18 protein-coding genes are annotated in these 14,841 nt (G+C 68.1%); 10 read left to right on the forward strand and 8 right to left on the reverse strand.

What is annotated here, in order from left to right:
* The first annotated feature begins 5 nt into the window (after positions 1–5).
* The 5 genes from KME80_RS14535 to KME80_RS14555 are packed head-to-tail and all read left to right on the forward strand — an operon-like array spanning position 6 to position 2,961.
* Positions 6–749 carry a hypothetical protein gene (locus tag KME80_RS14535; RefSeq protein ID WP_219505284.1) on the forward strand — a complete coding sequence of 248 codons (744 nt, stop codon included), beginning with the start codon at positions 6–8 and terminating at the stop codon, positions 747–749.
* Positions 746–1,504 carry an aKG-HExxH-type peptide beta-hydroxylase gene (locus tag KME80_RS14540; protein ID WP_219505286.1) on the forward strand — a complete coding sequence of 253 codons (759 nt, stop codon included), beginning with the start codon at positions 746–748 and terminating at the stop codon, positions 1,502–1,504. The genes KME80_RS14535 and KME80_RS14540 overlap by 4 nt, the downstream gene beginning before the upstream one ends.
* Positions 1,501–2,169, forward strand: a complete 669-nt coding sequence (locus KME80_RS14545) for a TIGR02466 family protein (protein ID WP_219505288.1) — start codon at positions 1,501–1,503, stop codon at positions 2,167–2,169. The genes KME80_RS14540 and KME80_RS14545 overlap by 4 nt, the downstream gene beginning before the upstream one ends.
* Entirely contained in the window at positions 2,166–2,741 is a 576-nt protein-coding gene (locus KME80_RS14550) for a hypothetical protein (protein WP_219505290.1), read from the forward strand. Before KME80_RS14545 ends, KME80_RS14550 begins: the two co-directional genes overlap by 4 nt.
* A gap of 34 nt (positions 2,742–2,775) precedes the next feature.
* Positions 2,776–2,961, forward strand: a complete 186-nt coding sequence (locus KME80_RS14555; RefSeq protein ID WP_219505291.1) for a hypothetical protein — start codon at positions 2,776–2,778, stop codon at positions 2,959–2,961.
* An 85-nt stretch (positions 2,962–3,046) separates the two neighbouring features.
* Here the strand turns inward: KME80_RS14555 and KME80_RS14560 are convergent, their stop codons facing one another.
* From KME80_RS14560 to KME80_RS14570, 3 genes are all read right to left on the reverse strand, one after another.
* Entirely contained in the window at positions 3,047–3,391 is a 345-nt protein-coding gene (locus KME80_RS14560; RefSeq protein ID WP_219505292.1) for a DUF6300 family protein, read from the reverse strand.
* Positions 3,388–6,942: a DNA polymerase III subunit alpha gene (gene dnaE / locus KME80_RS14565; RefSeq protein WP_219505293.1), complete on the reverse strand. Its 3,555-nt coding sequence runs from the start codon at positions 6,940–6,942 to the stop codon at positions 3,388–3,390. The genes KME80_RS14560 and dnaE overlap by 4 nt, the downstream gene beginning before the upstream one ends.
* Positions 6,943–7,122: 180 nt before the next feature.
* Complete coding sequence (locus KME80_RS14570) at positions 7,123–7,479, reverse strand: hypothetical protein (protein WP_219505294.1); 357 nt, start codon at positions 7,477–7,479, stop codon at positions 7,123–7,125.
* A 44-nt stretch (positions 7,480–7,523) separates the two neighbouring features.
* Between KME80_RS14570 and KME80_RS50295 the strand changes: the two genes are divergently transcribed.
* On the forward strand, positions 7,524–8,657 hold the full coding sequence (locus KME80_RS50295) for a DUF6545 domain-containing protein (RefSeq protein WP_246644969.1): 1,134 nt from the start codon (positions 7,524–7,526) through the stop codon (positions 8,655–8,657).
* 374 nt (positions 8,658–9,031) lie between these two features.
* Positions 9,032–9,316 carry a hypothetical protein gene (locus KME80_RS14585; RefSeq protein WP_219505296.1) on the forward strand — a complete coding sequence of 95 codons (285 nt, stop codon included), beginning with the start codon at positions 9,032–9,034 and terminating at the stop codon, positions 9,314–9,316.
* Between the two features lie 708 nt (positions 9,317–10,024).
* Here KME80_RS14585 and KME80_RS14590 read toward each other — a convergent pair.
* Positions 10,025–10,888, reverse strand: coding sequence for a hypothetical protein (locus KME80_RS14590; RefSeq protein ID WP_219505297.1), 864 nt, complete (start codon positions 10,886–10,888; stop codon positions 10,025–10,027).
* A gap of 312 nt (positions 10,889–11,200) precedes the next feature.
* Here KME80_RS14590 and KME80_RS14595 point away from each other — a divergent pair, with 312 nt between their 5' ends.
* Complete coding sequence (locus KME80_RS14595) at positions 11,201–11,740, forward strand: hypothetical protein (RefSeq protein WP_219505298.1); 540 nt, start codon at positions 11,201–11,203, stop codon at positions 11,738–11,740.
* 64 nt (positions 11,741–11,804) lie between these two features.
* Here the strand turns inward: KME80_RS14595 and KME80_RS14600 are convergent, their stop codons facing one another.
* Positions 11,805–11,990 carry a hypothetical protein gene (locus KME80_RS14600; protein WP_219505300.1) on the reverse strand — a complete coding sequence of 62 codons (186 nt, stop codon included), beginning with the start codon at positions 11,988–11,990 and terminating at the stop codon, positions 11,805–11,807.
* Positions 11,987–12,343 (reverse strand): hypothetical protein, encoded by a 357-nt coding sequence (locus tag KME80_RS14605; protein WP_219505303.1) that lies wholly within the window; start codon positions 12,341–12,343, stop codon positions 11,987–11,989. The genes KME80_RS14600 and KME80_RS14605 overlap by 4 nt, the downstream gene beginning before the upstream one ends.
* 45 nt (positions 12,344–12,388) lie before the next feature.
* Between KME80_RS14605 and KME80_RS14610 the strand changes: the two genes are divergently transcribed.
* Positions 12,389–12,772, forward strand: coding sequence for an NUDIX domain-containing protein (locus KME80_RS14610; protein WP_246644970.1), 384 nt, complete (start codon positions 12,389–12,391; stop codon positions 12,770–12,772).
* Between the two features lie 328 nt (positions 12,773–13,100).
* Here the strand turns inward: KME80_RS14610 and KME80_RS14615 are convergent, their stop codons facing one another.
* The gene (locus KME80_RS14615) at positions 13,101–13,406 is read right to left on the reverse strand and encodes a DUF4365 domain-containing protein (protein WP_219505305.1); all 306 of its coding nucleotides are present in this window, start codon (positions 13,404–13,406) and stop codon (positions 13,101–13,103) included.
* 285 nt (positions 13,407–13,691) lie between these two features.
* Between KME80_RS14615 and KME80_RS14620 the strand changes: the two genes are divergently transcribed.
* Positions 13,692–13,979: a hypothetical protein gene (locus KME80_RS14620; RefSeq protein ID WP_219505306.1), complete on the forward strand. Its 288-nt coding sequence runs from the start codon at positions 13,692–13,694 to the stop codon at positions 13,977–13,979.
* Positions 13,980–14,473: 494 nt separating this feature from the next.
* On the opposite strand, the gene KME80_RS14625 is transcribed toward KME80_RS14620, so the two are convergent.
* On the reverse strand, positions 14,474–14,692 hold the full coding sequence (locus KME80_RS14625) for a hypothetical protein (protein WP_219505308.1): 219 nt from the start codon (positions 14,690–14,692) through the stop codon (positions 14,474–14,476).
* Positions 14,693–14,841: the final 149 nt, after the last annotated feature.

A 14,841-nucleotide genomic window follows, 5' to 3' on the forward strand; every position in this document is an offset into this window, starting at 1 on the left:
CATCGATGGAGCCTACGCCGCACCACCAGCTCACCGGCCGGCAGAAAGCCCATGTAGAGAACACTCTCCGCATCTTCTACACCACCGTCCGGGCCGGGCAGATCGGCCTGTCGGACGGCGGCGGCCCGTTCGGGTTCGACATCACCGTGGCGTTGCTCGTCGACGAGTTGCTGCGCGACTTCGCGTGCGACGCGATCGTCGAGACGGGATGCTTCCTCGGCGACACCACCGACTACCTCGCCCACCGCTACCCCGATCTGCCCGTCCGCTCCTGCGACGTCGTCCCCGAGCATGCCGAGTTCACCAGGAATCGCCTGGCCGGCATGGGCAACGCGATCGTGACCTGTGAAGACTCGCCGCTTCTGGTTGCTGACGCCCAGCGCACCTATCGGCAGCCCTTCTACTTTCTGGACGCCCACTGGGCCCAAAGCTGGCCGCTGGAACGCGAACTGGCTGCGGTCGAACACGGCCTGGTCCTGATTCATGACTTCGACGTGGGTCACGAGCGCTTCAGCTACGACACCTACAACGGGCTGGTGTGTGGGCCTGCCGTGCTGGCGCGCATGCAGGACCCGCCGAAGGTGTATTTCACTCCGGACCCGCGCGCCGGGTGGCCCTTGCCGTGTCTGCAGACCGGGCGGCGCGCGGGCGTCGGAATCCTGGCGATCGGATTGGACACCGGCCCGCTGGTCGACCATCCGCAGCTCCTTACCCACCACCTATCCGCCGAGATGGTGACGAACCTGTGAAGACGACGCTGAAGGATCCCATCACCACGCTGGCCGGGATGCCGTTCCTGGACGACGGCTTCGACTCGGGCCAACTCCTGGCGGCCGTAGCGGCGGTCCGCCACGTCCGGGCGGAGAACCTCGGCATCGACGGCGCCAGCCACGCCGACCTCGGGGCATGGCTCGGGCCCGGTCACGCCCTGCTCCTGCAGAAGAACCCGACGCCCATGCCCGGCGTGCCGCTGTCTCCGGACCGGCAGACCGCGATCGGCCAGGTCCTCGACGGCCTGGTCGAGACGATACCGGCGTGGCAGCCGCTCGTGCGCCTGCCCTCACGGTTCCTGCTCCTGGACAGCGACGACGGGGCGATCTCGGCGTCGTGCCGGGACTGGCCCCAGTACGTGCTGCTCGCCCCGGCCGCGTTCGCTCACCGGCGGGAACTACGGGAGCAGGTGACCCACGAGCTGTGCCACCAATGGCTGTACATGATCCAGGAAGTGTGGCGGCTGGCCGAGGAAGGCGCCGAGGACCTGATCCTGCCCTCGGGGACCGCGGACCGCACACCCAGCGAGGTGCTGGGTGCGGCGCACGTCGCGGCGGCGCTGGTCCGTCTGCACCGCACTGACCCGGCCGGCGCCCACCCGCAGACCACCGCCGACCACATCCGCTACCTGCTCGATTACGGGCGCGGATGCCTGTCCCTGCTCGACGGCATCGGCAGCGACTTGACCGAGGCCGGGCGAGCGATCGCCCAACGGCTCAAGGAGGCCCTGTGACACAGACGGCGACCCGTCCCCCCACCGTCGTGCTGACGACCTGGGAGACGCCCATCTACCAGGCGGGGCTGGCCGACCCGGATGCAGCGGACGGCGGGGTTCTCGCGCGGGAGATGATCGGCACGCTGCGCGACCTCATCCTGGAGGCCGAGGGCCACGACAGCGGCGCGCACACCTTCGGCGTCATCGGCGCCCAGAAGTCCAGCATGGACATCCTGAAGTGGAGCCATCCGGCGGTGGCGTGGCTGCGCTCGCAGATCCGCGATGCCGTCTCGGCGATGACCCACGACGTGCTGGCCGAGCGCGCGCCGGAGGTCGAGAACAAGTACCCGGTGATCGCCGAGGCGTGGGCGGTCGTCTACCGGTCGGGAGGTTCCCACCGGCTGCACACCCACCACGACTCTATCTACTCCGGCACCATCTACATCGAGTGCGGCGGGGTCAGCGCCACCTCCGGCAACCTGCAACTGTTCGACCCCCGCCCGGCCGCGATCGCCCGCGGCGTCACCCCCGGCGTGCTGTCGCTGCAGCCGCGCCCCGGGCTGCTGGTCGCCTTCCCGTCCTGGCTGCCGCACTCCGTGCAGGCCACCCAGCACACCGACAGCGGGCTGCGCATCTGCATCGCGTTCAACGCCTCCTACAGCCAGACGGGAGGACAGGCGTGACCGCCACCGACGAGCGCACCCCCGCGGGCGCGGTGACCCGCCACTGGGGGACCGCCTCCACCGTCCGGCAGATCGACCTGACCGGCATCGCCCACAGCAACCTCCTCGACCGATACCCGGCAGAGGATCCGTTCACCGCCGTACCGCTCGACGACGCCCTCGCCGCCGCCGAAGCCCTCACGCACGCGTTCGTGGTCGACATGAACGCCCTCAGCGAGCGCGGCGCGCGGGGCGGCACCTGCGGCCGGTACGTCGCCGACGTCGAGCTGCAGGTGCAGATCTGGCGTGGCGGCTACGAGAAGCCGATGTTCGCCACCGGCAGCGACTACCTGGGCTGGTGCTTCCTCGAAGTGGTCGCGCCGCGCGAGGCCGACGCCGGCACGATCGCGGTGTTCGACCCGCGCGCGGGCAGCGCCATGACGGCTATGCCCGGCCTGCCCTGGGGCCGCCAGCTCACCATCGCACCGGTTTCCGGCTCGCTGGCCGTGGTCCCCGGCTGGCTCACCTGTTCCATCGTCCCCGTTGAGAAAGGAGAGGCCATCGTCGTCGTGGTCGCCCAGTCGATCACGTAGTTTCGCGTACCGAATCTCCGAAGGAGAACAGGCAATGGAAAGCACCACCAACGTGGGTCTCGGCCTGAACGCGCCGGGCCTCGGCGTCACGGTCGACCCCGACCTGGCGCAGACCTACCTCGACCTCGCCCACCGGGGCGCGATCGTGTCCGACTCCAACAACTGCGGCGCGGTGCAGAACAACTTCGCGCTCACCTCGGAGACGACGGCCACGCTGTAGCGGGCCGAACCACCGCAGAGACAAGGCTGGCCCCCGCCGCGTACACCGGCGGGGGCCAGCCCCTTTTCTATCGCGCGTCGGGCGGCTACAGGTCGCCGCGCCGCCACATCTCGATCTCCGTGTCCAGCCGCTGCTCGTCCAGCGGCGGCACCGCCACCTGCTCGGCCCACGCCACCAGGAGCCGGGCGAACTCCTCGCTGTCTTGTTCCTGTGCCTGGCCGTGCACGTGGAACCAGGTGATCAGCGGGGCCGCGCCTGGCGCGTCAGCGTCACACCCCGCGCACAGCACTACCCCGGTCCGTCCCTCCACCGCGCCGCCGGCGGCATTCGCCCACCCGTGCGGCACCCGGGCCCACAGCAGGCCCTCGGCCCCGCAGCGAGGGCACAGGGGTGGCTCCTGCGTGGTCATCACGTCGATACGCCGTTTCACAGGGCGATCGCTTCTGGCCCGAGTAGCGCCTTCACATCGGCGGCGAAGCTGGGTTCGGCGTTGACGGGGAAGTCCGGCAGCTCCATCACCAGCGTCTTTCCGGCAGGCCGCTTCAGGTTGATGTGCAACGGCACCTTGCCCTCGTGCAGCTTCAGTACGTGCCGGAGCTCCTCCAGCAGTTGCGGGGTGACGCGCTCCTCGCGCAGGATGAGGGTGATCGGGGCGCCGGTGTCGCTGTTGACTCCGGACACGTCGATCAGGGAGAGGTCCGTGGCGAAGATGCTGATGGCGCCGTCGCGGTTGTTGATCTGCCCGCGCACCGACACCACGATGTCCTCGCGCAGCGCGTCGGCGTACAGCACGTAGCTCTTGGGGAAGAACAAGCACTCCACGGCGGCGTCCATGTCCTCGACCGTGGCGATCGCCCACAGGTTGCCCGCCTTGTTGACCCGCTTGTCCACCTTCGTGATCAGCCCGGACACCGTTACTTCGGCGCGGTCGTCGCGGCCGGAGTCGAGCAGGTCAGCGATCGTGGTGTCCCGGTTGCGGGCCAGCAGCCGCTCCGCGCCGGCCAGCGGGTGGTCCGACACGTACAGGCCAAGCATCTCGCGTTCGAAGTCGAGCTTGGTCTTGCGGTCCCACTCCATGTCGGCGACGGTGACGGTGAACGCCTCGTCGGCGTTGTCGTCGGCCAGGCCGCCGAACAGCGAGTCCTGACCGTGCGCCTCCTGCTTCTTGATGCTGGTGACCTGCTCGACGGCCTGCTCGTGGACCATGAGCAGGCCCTTGCGCGGGTGGTTGAGCGAGTCGAACGCGCCCGCCTTGATCAGCGATTCGATGACCCGCTTGTTGCAGGCGGTCAGCGGGATCTTGGCGAGGAAGTCGTTGAAGTCGGTGAACAGGCCCTTCTCCTTGCGGGCCTTCACGATCGCCTCGACGACGTTCTCACCCACGTTGCGGACCGCGCCCATGCCGAACCGCACCTGGGTGTCGCCGACCGCGACGAAGTCGAGCTGGCTGTCGTTGACGTCGGGCGGCAGCACCTGGATGCCCATCTTGCGGCATTCGGCCAGGTAGACGGCGGCCTTGTCCTTGTCGTCGCCGACCGAGGTGAGCAGGGCGGCCATGTACTCGGCGGGGTAGTTGGCCTTCAGGTAGGCGGTCCAGTAGGCGACCAGGCCGTAGCCGGCGGTGTGGGACTTGTTGAACGCGTACCCGGAGAACGGCAGCATGACGTCCCACAGCGCTTGGATCGCCTCGTCGCTGTAGCCGTTGCCGCGCATGCCCTTCTGGAAGTTGGCGAACTCCGCGTCCAGGATCTCCTTCTTCTTCTTGCCCATGGCGCGGCGAAGAAGGTCGGCGCCGCCGAGCGTGTACCCGGCGAGTTCCCGGGCGACGGCCATGATCTGCTCCTGGTAGACGAGCAGGTGGAACGTCGGGCCGAGGATGGGTTCGAGGGCTTCCTTCAGCTCGGGGTGGATGGGTTCGATGTCCTGGCGGCCGTTCTTGCGGTGCGCGTAGTTGGTGTGCGCGTTGGCCGCCATCGGACCGGGCCGGTACAGGGCGAGCACGGCGGCGATGTCCTCGAACCGGGTCGGTTCCATCAGCTTCAGGAGCTGGCGCATGGGACCGCCGTCGAGCTGGAACACGCCGAGGGTGTCGCCGCGGGCCATGAGCTCGTAGGTTTTGGCGTCATCCAGCGGCATCGTCAGGGTGTCGAGCGTGATGCCCCGGTTCTGTTCGATGATCTTGATGGCGTGGTCGATGATGCCCAGGTTCCGCAGCCCCAGGAAGTCCATCTTGACCAGGCCCATGTCTTCGCACGACGGGTAGTCGAACCCGGTGATGATCACCTTGTCCTTGTCCCGCATGTGCAAGGGGATCAGGTCCAGCAGCGGCGTCGAGGACAGGATGACCGCGGCCGCGTGCACGCCGGTGCCACGGATCAGCCCCTCGATGCCGCGCCCGGTGTCGATGACCTTCTTCACGTCCGGGTCGCTCTCGTACAGAGCCCGGATCTCGACGCCCTCGTTGTAGCGCGGGTGGTCCTCGTTGAACAGGTCCGCGAGGGGGACGCCCTTGCCCATGACGTCCGGCGGCATCGCCTTGGTGATCTTGTCGCCGACGGCGAACGGGTAGCCGAGGATGCGCGAGGCGTCCTTGACGGCAGCCTTGGCCTTGATCGTGCCGAACGTGTTGACCTGCGCGGTCATCGCGCTGCCGTACTTTTCGGTGACGTAGTTGACCATCCGGTCGCGGTGGCGGTCGTCGAAGTCGAGGTCGACGTCGGGCGGGTTGATCCGCTCAGGGTTGAGGAACCGCTCGAACAGCAGACCGTGCTCCAGCGGGTCGAGCTCGGTGATGCGGGTGGCGTAGGCGACGATCGAGCCGGTGGCCGATCCTCGGCCGGGTCCGACCGGGATGCCGTTCTCGCGCGCGTACCGGCAGATGTCGGCCACCACGAGGAAGTAGGAGGAGAATCCCATCGGGCCGATGACCTTCATCTCGGTCTCGTAGCGCTCCAGCACCTCGGCCGGGACGGGGTCGCCGTACCTCATGACCAGGCCGCGCTCGACCTCCTTGCGCAGCCACGACTCCTGTGTCTCACCCTCGGGCACGTCCGGGTAGTCGGGCATCCGGTCGACGTGCTTGAACACGTCGCTGTAGTCGCCGATCATCTCGGCGACGAGCAGCGTGTTGTCGCACGCCTCCGGCAACTCGGGGAATAGCGCGTACATCTCGTCAGCGGACTTCAGGTAGTAGCCGGAGCCGTTGAACCGGAATCGGTTGGGGTCGGCCTTGTTCTTGCCGACGCCGACGCACAGCAGGCTGTCGTGCGCGTCCGCCTGGTCCTCGGTCACGTAGTGGCTGTCGTTGGTGACCAGGAGCGGGATGTTGAGCTGCTTGGCCAGCCGCAGCAGGTCGGCCCGCACCTCCCGCTCGATGTCGATCCCGTGGTCCATCAGCTCCAGGAAGTAGTTCTCCCGGCCGAAAATCTCCTGGTATTCGCCGGCGACCTTGACCGCCTCGTCGTACTGGCCAAGCCGAAGCCGCGTCTGCACCGCGCCGGACGGGCAGCCCGTGGTGGCGATGATCCCGGCCGCGTGCTCGGAGATCAGGTCCTGGTCCATGCGGGGCTTGCCGTAGTAGCCCTCGATCGAGGCGAGAGACGACAGCCGGAACAAGTTCCGCAGCCCGTCAGCGTCCTTCGCCCACATGGTCATGTGCGTGAACCGGCCGCCACCGGAGACGTCCTTGCCGCCCTCACCGTCCGCGACGCCGGTCTCGGCGCGCTGCCCCCAAAAGACCTGCTTCTTGACGAACCGGCTGTGCGGTGCCACGTACGCTTCAATGCCGATGATCGGCTTGACCGGGGAGTCCTTCGCGACCTTCTGAAACTCGTACGCCCCGAACATGTTGCCGTGATCGGACATCGCGATCGCCGGCATGCCGAGCCGCCCGGCCTCCTTGAACAGCGGCTTCATCTTGGCCGCCCCGTCCAACATGCTGTACTCGGTGTGCACGTGCAGATGCACGAAGGACTTGCTCACCCGTTTCCCTTCACCCGTCGCCCGGCCAGACTTATCGCACGAGCCTATTCCGTCTCACGGGCCAGTTGGGGCATCGCACGCAACCGCTCTACACCTTGTTGCCAGCCTGTTGCCCACGCTCCGTACACGATCAGAACCCTCACACTGACCTGCGGAAACCCTGCCGGGGAGGTGTGTTCCTCACCGGCAGGCGAGTTGGCGCGCGGGTATGGACAGCTCGACCTCGACCCACTCCCAGGGTGCCCCCAACTCCACCAGCTCCGGCGGCACCTCCCGACGGGTGAGCGCCCCCAACGTGTAGAACGTCGGCTCCGCGAAGTACCGGTACGTCGTGGTGGGCAGTTCCACCGGCACGCAGCCCTCTTCGGCCACCTTGCCGAGCAGCTGCGCCCGCATGCGCCGCTCGATCCCCTTACGGACTGGCGTGTCTTCCCACATCTGCCGGTGCAGGTTCGGCTCCCCGTACGTGATGACGGTGTCGTGGGCGGCGAGCGTCACGTCGACCATCCGGTGGACCAGGGCCGGGTTCAGGAACACCGGAGTGCCCAGGTGCAGGACCGCCCCTGCTACGGCTCGGCCTGGTGCTGTCCACGCTCGGCATGCTGGCCGGGGTGATCAACCGGGCGCACGTCATGACCATCAACGCGGTCACGCTGCTCGACCCGGCCACGGCCCTGCGGGAGATCCCGGTCCTCGGCCAGGTCACGCTCCTGCTCTGCATCGTCGGCATCACGCTCGGCACCTCGATCCCGGCCTACCGCATGGGCGTGGCCAAGCTGCGCGACCGAACGGCGCTGCGCGAGCTGCAGCCGCTGTGGGACACGCTCACGGCGCATTATCCGGACCTGCCGCTGCCGATGGAGGCGAACCTCCGGGCTCGGGTGCTGCGGCGGGTGCTGGAGATCCGCGACTGCATGCTCAGCCTGACGTCGATCATCGAGCCGCAGCCGAGCGACAACCCAGCCGAGGTCGCCCGATGGGTCGCCCAAGCGCTGGACGCGGCCAGCCGCGGCCGCCCGGCCGGAACACCGTCCGGGCAGATCCCGGGCCCCGATTTCGCAGGTGACATGCACAAGAGACAGCGTGGCTGCGACAGGTTGCGAAGAAGTTCAAACAGCTCGACGGCCAGGCGGTCGCCTCGCGCGTCTGATCACGGACGTGTTCGCCCCGATGTGGATCGTGATCAGCCTGCCCCTGGTGGTGAGCGCGGTCACGTCAGGGTGGGCCGGGTCGGCTGGGGTGCGCTCGCCGCCGGCCTGTGCGGCGGCATCCCCGCCGTGGTCATCTTCGGCGGCGTCCGCAAGGGCTGGTTCGGGGACTGGCACATCGGCGAGCGGTCCCAGCGGCCCAAGCTTGTCGCGGTCATCGTCGCCCTGGTGGTGCTCGCCCTGGCCCTGCTCGTGGTGCTCGGCGCACCTCGAGTAATGGTCGCCTGCGTGACCATCATGCTCGCCACGCTCGCCGTGATCGGCCCGATCCCTGCACTGGAAGATCTCGTTCCACACCGCCGTGGCGGCCGGGTCGGTGGTGATGCTCGCGTGGGTGCTGCCGATGCCCGCCGGGGTGCTCGCGACCGGCGCCGTGGTCGTGGCGCTGATCGGGTGGGCCCGCGCCGTGCTGCGCGACCACACGCCCGCCCAGGCGCTCGCGGGCACCGCCGCCGGAGCAGCTGCTACGGCGGCCACGCTGGTGCTGATGCTGTAGCCACCCTATGAGGCAGAGCCATCGAGGGGTTGCAGGCGTGCACGCTTGCAAGCCCAGATCGCCTACATCAGGATCGCCGAGCTCCATGACCCACCCACCCGTTCATCGCCCACGCAGACGCGCAGGTCGTGGCCCTGTCTACGTGAGCGACAGTTACTCTGCGCCGTATCAAGGGCATGGGGACGTGCCACACGGGGCTGCAATAGCCCTAGGGGGAACGAAACCGAAGCTAACAGTCTGTAGACGTGAAGGACTACCGTTGAATACGACGAAGGGGCCTGAGCCGTTGCACCGGCTCAAAGCCCCCATCGTCGCCAACCGGCCGGGCCTCCGGAGAGGCGCTGACCTGCGTGGTGGTCTAACTTCCTAACTCCAGGCTACCCACGTGGGCGAGGTGCTGCAACGACAGGCGTTGCGCTCTCCCGAGACCAGCCTGACGAGAAAGGCCACGATGGCCAGGAATCGAAAGGTCCGGCGGGCGCCGGACAGGCAGTGCTCTGCAGTCGAGCAGGGCGAACGTACGCCGAAGGAGCGCGACGCAGCGCTCTCTACTGGCGTGAACGGCGGGCTGTCGCTCGTCGCGATCGGCATCGCCGCGTGGTTCACGGCGCGCGGGATCGACGTCGAGGCGTTCCTCATCGGGATCACCGCGCTGCTGTCGAGGCGCTGACGCGCTGGGCGGGCTGCCCTTCCGGGCGGCCCGCCCTCGGGTGTTACTGCCGAATGCCGAGGTCGCGTTCGAGCTGATCGGTGGGCCCGCGCGGTCCTGCGCGATCCGACGCCGCCCATGCGCTCGCGGGCGCCATCGCTGGGGCCGCCGCCACGGCGGTCACCTTAGCCGTAATGCTGTAGCGCCCGGCACATGCGCCATCGGCTGATGGAGTTCCAGAGTGTACGGCCCGCATCACCCGCTTGGTGGCCTCCAGCTCACCGGCGGTCGGCTGCCTTCAGACATCTCGGCTCAACCCTCGTGTGTCTGGAGTCACAGTGGTGGCGCTCGAAAGCGTGTTCGCTTAGGGCGAAATTTCCTGGACAATCCAGGACGAAAAGGGCGAAGCCAACAAAGCGAAAAGTGTTCTGACCTGCCGCCATTACCCCACGTGTTCGCTCGGTATATCTCCGCAAGGAATGCTACCGAATCGCCGCTCATACGTTCGAGGGCCGGGCCGCTAATCTTAGACAGAACAAAAGCTCGACCGTTGGCGCGGTCGAGCTGGCGTTCTGTAAGACACGTCAGACCCCAGGAAGCCCCGGGGCAGTTAAGTACATGCGAAGTTTTCCCTGGCTCGTACTGTACTTTCTGCTGACGGGCATTTGCAACACAACCCGTGGTGCACTACCTCCTGGGGCTGGCGAGACTAACAAGAAGGTTAGATTGTCAGCGCTCCCTCAGTCGGCCCACGGGCCGGACGAAACCGCCCACGTCGATGGCGGCGAGCACCAGCGGCCCGGCCTCACGATGTCCGACAAGGCCATCGAGGTCCTGGCCAAGGCTCACAAGGAAGTCAACGAAGCCCGCGCGAGGGTGCGCAAAGCGATCGGCGTGGTCGCCGTCATCGTGGGCGGCTGCATCGTGCTCGTCGCGTTGAAGTACGACCCTGTCGTGCTGATCGAGTCGATCATGAGCCGCCTGCCGAAGCAGCAGCTCTAGCCCGCTAGTAATGGCGGCCGTCCCTGCAAGGCGGCCGCCATTGGCACGTCTATCACTTTGCCGCGGCCTCCTGGCTGGTCCGCCACGTGGTCCTGTCCACGGTGCCGGTGACGAGATCTTGAGCTTGGCCTGGAGCTTCTTGGTGGCGGCGGTGGAGCCGGGCCCGTGCAGGCCGTCGACGTCGACGTCGTAGCCGAGCTCGTCGAGGCGGGCCTGCCACGCTTCGACGTCGGCGCCCTGCATGTACGGCTTGCCCTTCTTGTAGACGAGGGTGCGCGACCAGGTGGCGGGCTTGGCCGGCTTGCCGTCCACCTCGGCCTTCACGAGGGCGAGGAACTTGTCCCACGGGAAGCCCTTGCCGGGGTCGGTGTGGGAGCCGGTGCCCGGGTAAGCGCGGGTGACGTCCCAGTGCGCGCAGAACCTCTTCTGCCCGGCGCGGACCTGGGCGGGGGTAAGGTGCCGGATCGGGATGTTGTACTTCCGCACCCAGGCCGCGGTGACCTCGGCGGCGTTCTTCAGGGTGGCCATGCTGAAGGCGTCGAGCCACTGGGCGCGACTCTGCCGGGCGTACGAGTTGCTGTCGACGCACACGTGCGCGGAGGTTTTCGGGCTGCTGGTGGCGAACCAGTTGTCGACCGCCTCGGCCGTGGTGGGCTTTCTCGGGGGCCTCCATGGAGTGCATGACGAGCAGCTTGATCGGGCTGATGCGGCCATTGTGGTAGTAGCGGGCCTGGATCTTCTTCATCGCTCCCCCGTGGGCGGGTTGGTGGTGGTTGCCGGGGGAGGATGCCGGGTTGAGGCGCTAACGTCGCGTCGGCCAGATCGTGGCCGTTCACCAGCGCGGGGGGCCGGCTGCCCGCTACGCTCGCTCTCTTCGATCAGGTGGTGCGGGAGAGGGCTGGCGTGAACTTGGAGCCGGTGCTGGTGGCGGCGGCGGTCTCGCTGGTCGTCACGTTGGGTATCGAGTACGTGGCCAAGCCCCGGCTTGAGGCGCGAAAGGAACGCATCCTGGAAGCGATGCGGGCCCGCAGAGACCTGCTCTCCCGAGTGGCAGTCGTCGCGATGACGGCCACCGCGGCGGCCGCCGACATACCGGACGAGGCGAGCAGCGAAGTGCAGGACAAGATCCGCGCCGAGCAGGCGCGGCAGTTCGACCGGCTTGAGGGCGAGGTGCTAGGGCTGGCCGACGACGCCGGCCGCTACCTGTCCACGTTCGCGGGGCCGGTGCGGACGCTTATCGGCGACTACCTGTTCGTGCAGCGCGGGGTGCTCATGTCGGAGCGTTCGCGGTCGGAGCAGTGCGCCCAGGTGCTGGAGCTGGCGGGGCAGATGGCCTTGGTGTTGGGCGGGCCGCGCTGGCGGTTCTGGATTCGCCTGAAGGGGTGGCAGGCGTTGACTCAGACTCTGGCCGGGTTGAAGGGCGCCGGAGAGCCAGTGACGTAGGCAGGCAGGCAGGCAAGGGAAGGGCGCCCGCCAGAGTGGTGGGCGCCCTTCCATTTGAGGCCGGTCAGTAGGGGCGGGCGGCGAGTTCGGCCTTGGAGGTGAGCCGGGCGGGCCCGATCAGGGTGAGTCCGCGCTGTGCGGCCTCGGCCTCCAGCTCCTTCAGGCCCTTGTCGGTGTAGACGTGGCCGAACACCTCGTACTCGCCGCTGGCCGGGTCCTGGACGATGATGACCCTCTTGCCGCCGGTCACGCCATGGCCTCCTTCACGATGCGGAGGTTGCTCATCGGGTCCTCACAGTCGTCGTCGGGCGCGGAGAAGTCGGAGTGGTCGATCTCCTCGTACCAGTCCATGTTGCCGCGCAGGACCTGGCGCACCTCGCCCGGGTCGTCGGCGGGCTCGTTCGGCACGATGATGCGCGTGGCCGCGCCGAAGACGCAGGTCTCCTCGAAGTCGAACGTGACCTTGAGGGCGACGTACCCAGGCTCGATCTCCTCGGCCTCGTCGTGGGCGGGGGCGTGCGCGTCGAGACGGGCCGCGAGGTTGTCGAGGGCGGCCTTCTGGGCCTCGTTGAGGATGTCGTCGTCGCCGTAGTGCAGCCACATGATCGCGGCGCGCGGGCGTGGCTGGAGCAGGCGCAGCGTCGCCCGATGGAGCCGCTGGCGGCGGACGTCTGGGTGACTGATCCCGGCTTCAGTCACCTCCTGCTGATCAAGCATCGGGTGCGCGGCTGGGTGCCCCCCGGTTGCAAGGTCGAGCTGGGAGAGGCGCCCCGCGCGGCCGCAGCACGCGAACTGCTCGAAAAGACGGGGCTGCGCGCGGAGCTTATGGACGTGCCAGCTGCCGTCTGTGTGCGTTCCTACCGCGCGGACTGGTCGCCGACGCTTGGCCTGTCGTACGCCGCGATCGTCGGTCTTGATGCGCCGCTGGGCGGGGAAAGCGGGCAGCCGCCAGGTTGGGTCGCCCTCACCGAGGAGTGGGGGTCGGTGCTCCCGAGGATCGCGACCGGATCCGGGCGCACGCGGCCCGCCTGATGGCTGCCCGCGCTGTCGAAGCGCGCTGACCACCAGGCCATGGGCATCGTTGATCTCCTCGTCGACCCTGTCGAGGAGATCAACTGCTCTCGGCTGAGCGCAAGCGGCTGCGTCACGGCCTGCCCTCGGGCTGCTGAGCGACGACGACGAGCCAGCTCGTGACGGGTCGGTGCGTCGGGGCTGGTCTGGGCATACGCCTTGGCGAAGATGTCCGTGCGTTGTGCGTGAGTGAGCTTGCCCTCCGGACGGGCGAAAACGGGGATGGACAGCCACGCCTTCTTCTCCGCCAAAGTGCCGTGCTCAGCTGTGGCCTCGGCGTCCACTACGATCAGCCCGGCGGCAGCCAGCCGCTCAGTGATGGCCTCCAGCGACAGCTTGGGACCGTCCCGGTCTGCCGAAGGCGGCGGGGTGTGCCGTAGTCGCGCGCGGCGATCTCCAGGTGAGTGTCGACGCCGTAGTCGTCTTCCGGCTGTTTACGAAAGATCCATTTCAGGCTGGACTCCCCACCCACGCGTGCGGCCAGTACGCTCTGCCCGCCGATCTTGTGGGCTTCGCTGAGAATGGGAGCACAGGGTCGTCCATCCAGGCACTCTCGCGCGAAATCCGTTGTGATGTCGCCGGCCGCGACAGCCAAGCCACACACGAACACCTTGATCCGGACGAGCTGGCGGAGGAAGCGATTCCTAGGGCGAGCAAGCTGTCCGGCGGCGCCTCATCACCCTGCCGCGCCGGTGCCGTCATCGTTGCCGGCAGAACCACCGACAGTTACAGCGGCGAGCATAGTGTGGTGTGGGTGGGAGAGCGCACACCAGCTGCCCTTCGCGCGCAGGACGTTCGCCGTAGCAGGCGAAGCCGAGGAGCATGACGCTAAGCTGGGCGCCAGACAGCCGATGCCACAGCGTGAGGAGGGGCGGCCGCAATGACTGCAGCCTCGCTCGACTTCCCGGCCGATGGGCCTGTTGTGCCCAAGACTGCGGACGGCATCGCGGCGGCGCTGTCTCCCGCCCGGCGCATGGAGTTCTATCGCCAGCTCGGTACGGCGCCGTTGGGTCAGGTGGAGGCGGTGCTGCGCCGCTGGTGGTGTGAGGCTGTGCTTGACGCTGATCCCCGGGCTGAGCACGTGTACCATGCCGCGATCAGCGGCAACCTTGCCAAGACGACACTCGACGAGATCACGGCGCGCCGCGCTGAGCGGCAGGGCGGATAGTGCCCGAGGCGGGCGCGGAGGAGTGGCCGTGCTACTGCTCCGACGAAGTGGGTGAACTCATGGCCGACCCGCAGACGAGTGCCGAGCTCTTTTCGGCGATCGCGGCTCTGTCGGTGCGCATCAATGAGAGCCGCAGTGAACTGCCGGACGCCACCGCCTCGGACCGATGGCCGCAGCAACGGCGGGTGGCGTTGGGCGAGCACGGCGTTCTCGGGGTTGCCGAGTACGTCATCAACGCCGATGCGCCCGAGCCGCACTGTCTGATCACCCGCGTCCAGCCCTTTAGGCGCGGGCGCTGCAGGGGCGGTAGCCGGGGGCAATCGGAGCGCGCTCGATCGGATCATGCTCGTGGGGGTGTGTCCTAGTCCCTCACTCTTCGAGAAGGTGATCCACCGTGGCAAAGATGGCACCGGCGATCGAGCGCCTGGTCCGGCTGATGGTCTTCCTTCCCGAGAACTCCAAGCACCCGCTGTAGGAGAGCGTTACAGCTCCGTCTACGGGATCGGCCGGGCGAACAGCACGTGCACGTGCCGCCCGCCGTTGGGGCAGACGTCCGTGATGACGCGGCCCCCGCGCCACTCCACCAGGGCCGCCACGACGGGGGCCTCGGTGGCGACCCGGGCGACGGGGTCGGCGACGCCGAGCGCACGGGCCTGGCCCACGTCGTGGTCGAGCACCAGCAGCCGGCCTGTCCCGGTGCGCTGGTCGAACACCGCCACCGTCGTGGGGCGGCGGCGAGTTTGGCGATCCGTCCATCCGCGCCCCCTGGGACGAAGACGACGACAGCGACGGTGCTGGGGAGGACGAGATGGCGAAGCTGGAGGCGTCGGCCTACCAGGAGCTGCGGCGTCTGGCCTCGCTG

Source organism: Nonomuraea ceibae (assembly GCF_019396325.1).
In the GTDB taxonomy this organism is placed as follows: Bacteria; Actinomycetota; Actinomycetes; order Streptosporangiales; family Streptosporangiaceae; genus Nonomuraea; species Nonomuraea ceibae.

Excerpts from the sequence above, each read along its gene's own strand:
- KME80_RS14535 (WP_219505284.1), top strand. The coding sequence starts at position 6 with ATGGAGCCTACGCCGCACCACCAGCTCACCGGCCGGCAGAAAGCCCAT.
- KME80_RS14555 (WP_219505291.1), top strand. The coding sequence starts at position 2,776 with ATGGAAAGCACCACCAACGTGGGTCTCGGCCTGAACGCGCCGGGCCTC.
- KME80_RS14605 (WP_219505303.1), bottom strand. The coding sequence starts at position 12,343 with ATGTGGCTGCACTACGGCGACGACGACATCCTCAACGAGGCCCAGAAG.
- KME80_RS14610 (WP_246644970.1), top strand. The coding sequence starts at position 12,389 with ATGGAGCCGCTGGCGGCGGACGTCTGGGTGACTGATCCCGGCTTCAGT.
- KME80_RS14620 (WP_219505306.1), top strand. The coding sequence starts at position 13,692 with ATGACTGCAGCCTCGCTCGACTTCCCGGCCGATGGGCCTGTTGTGCCC.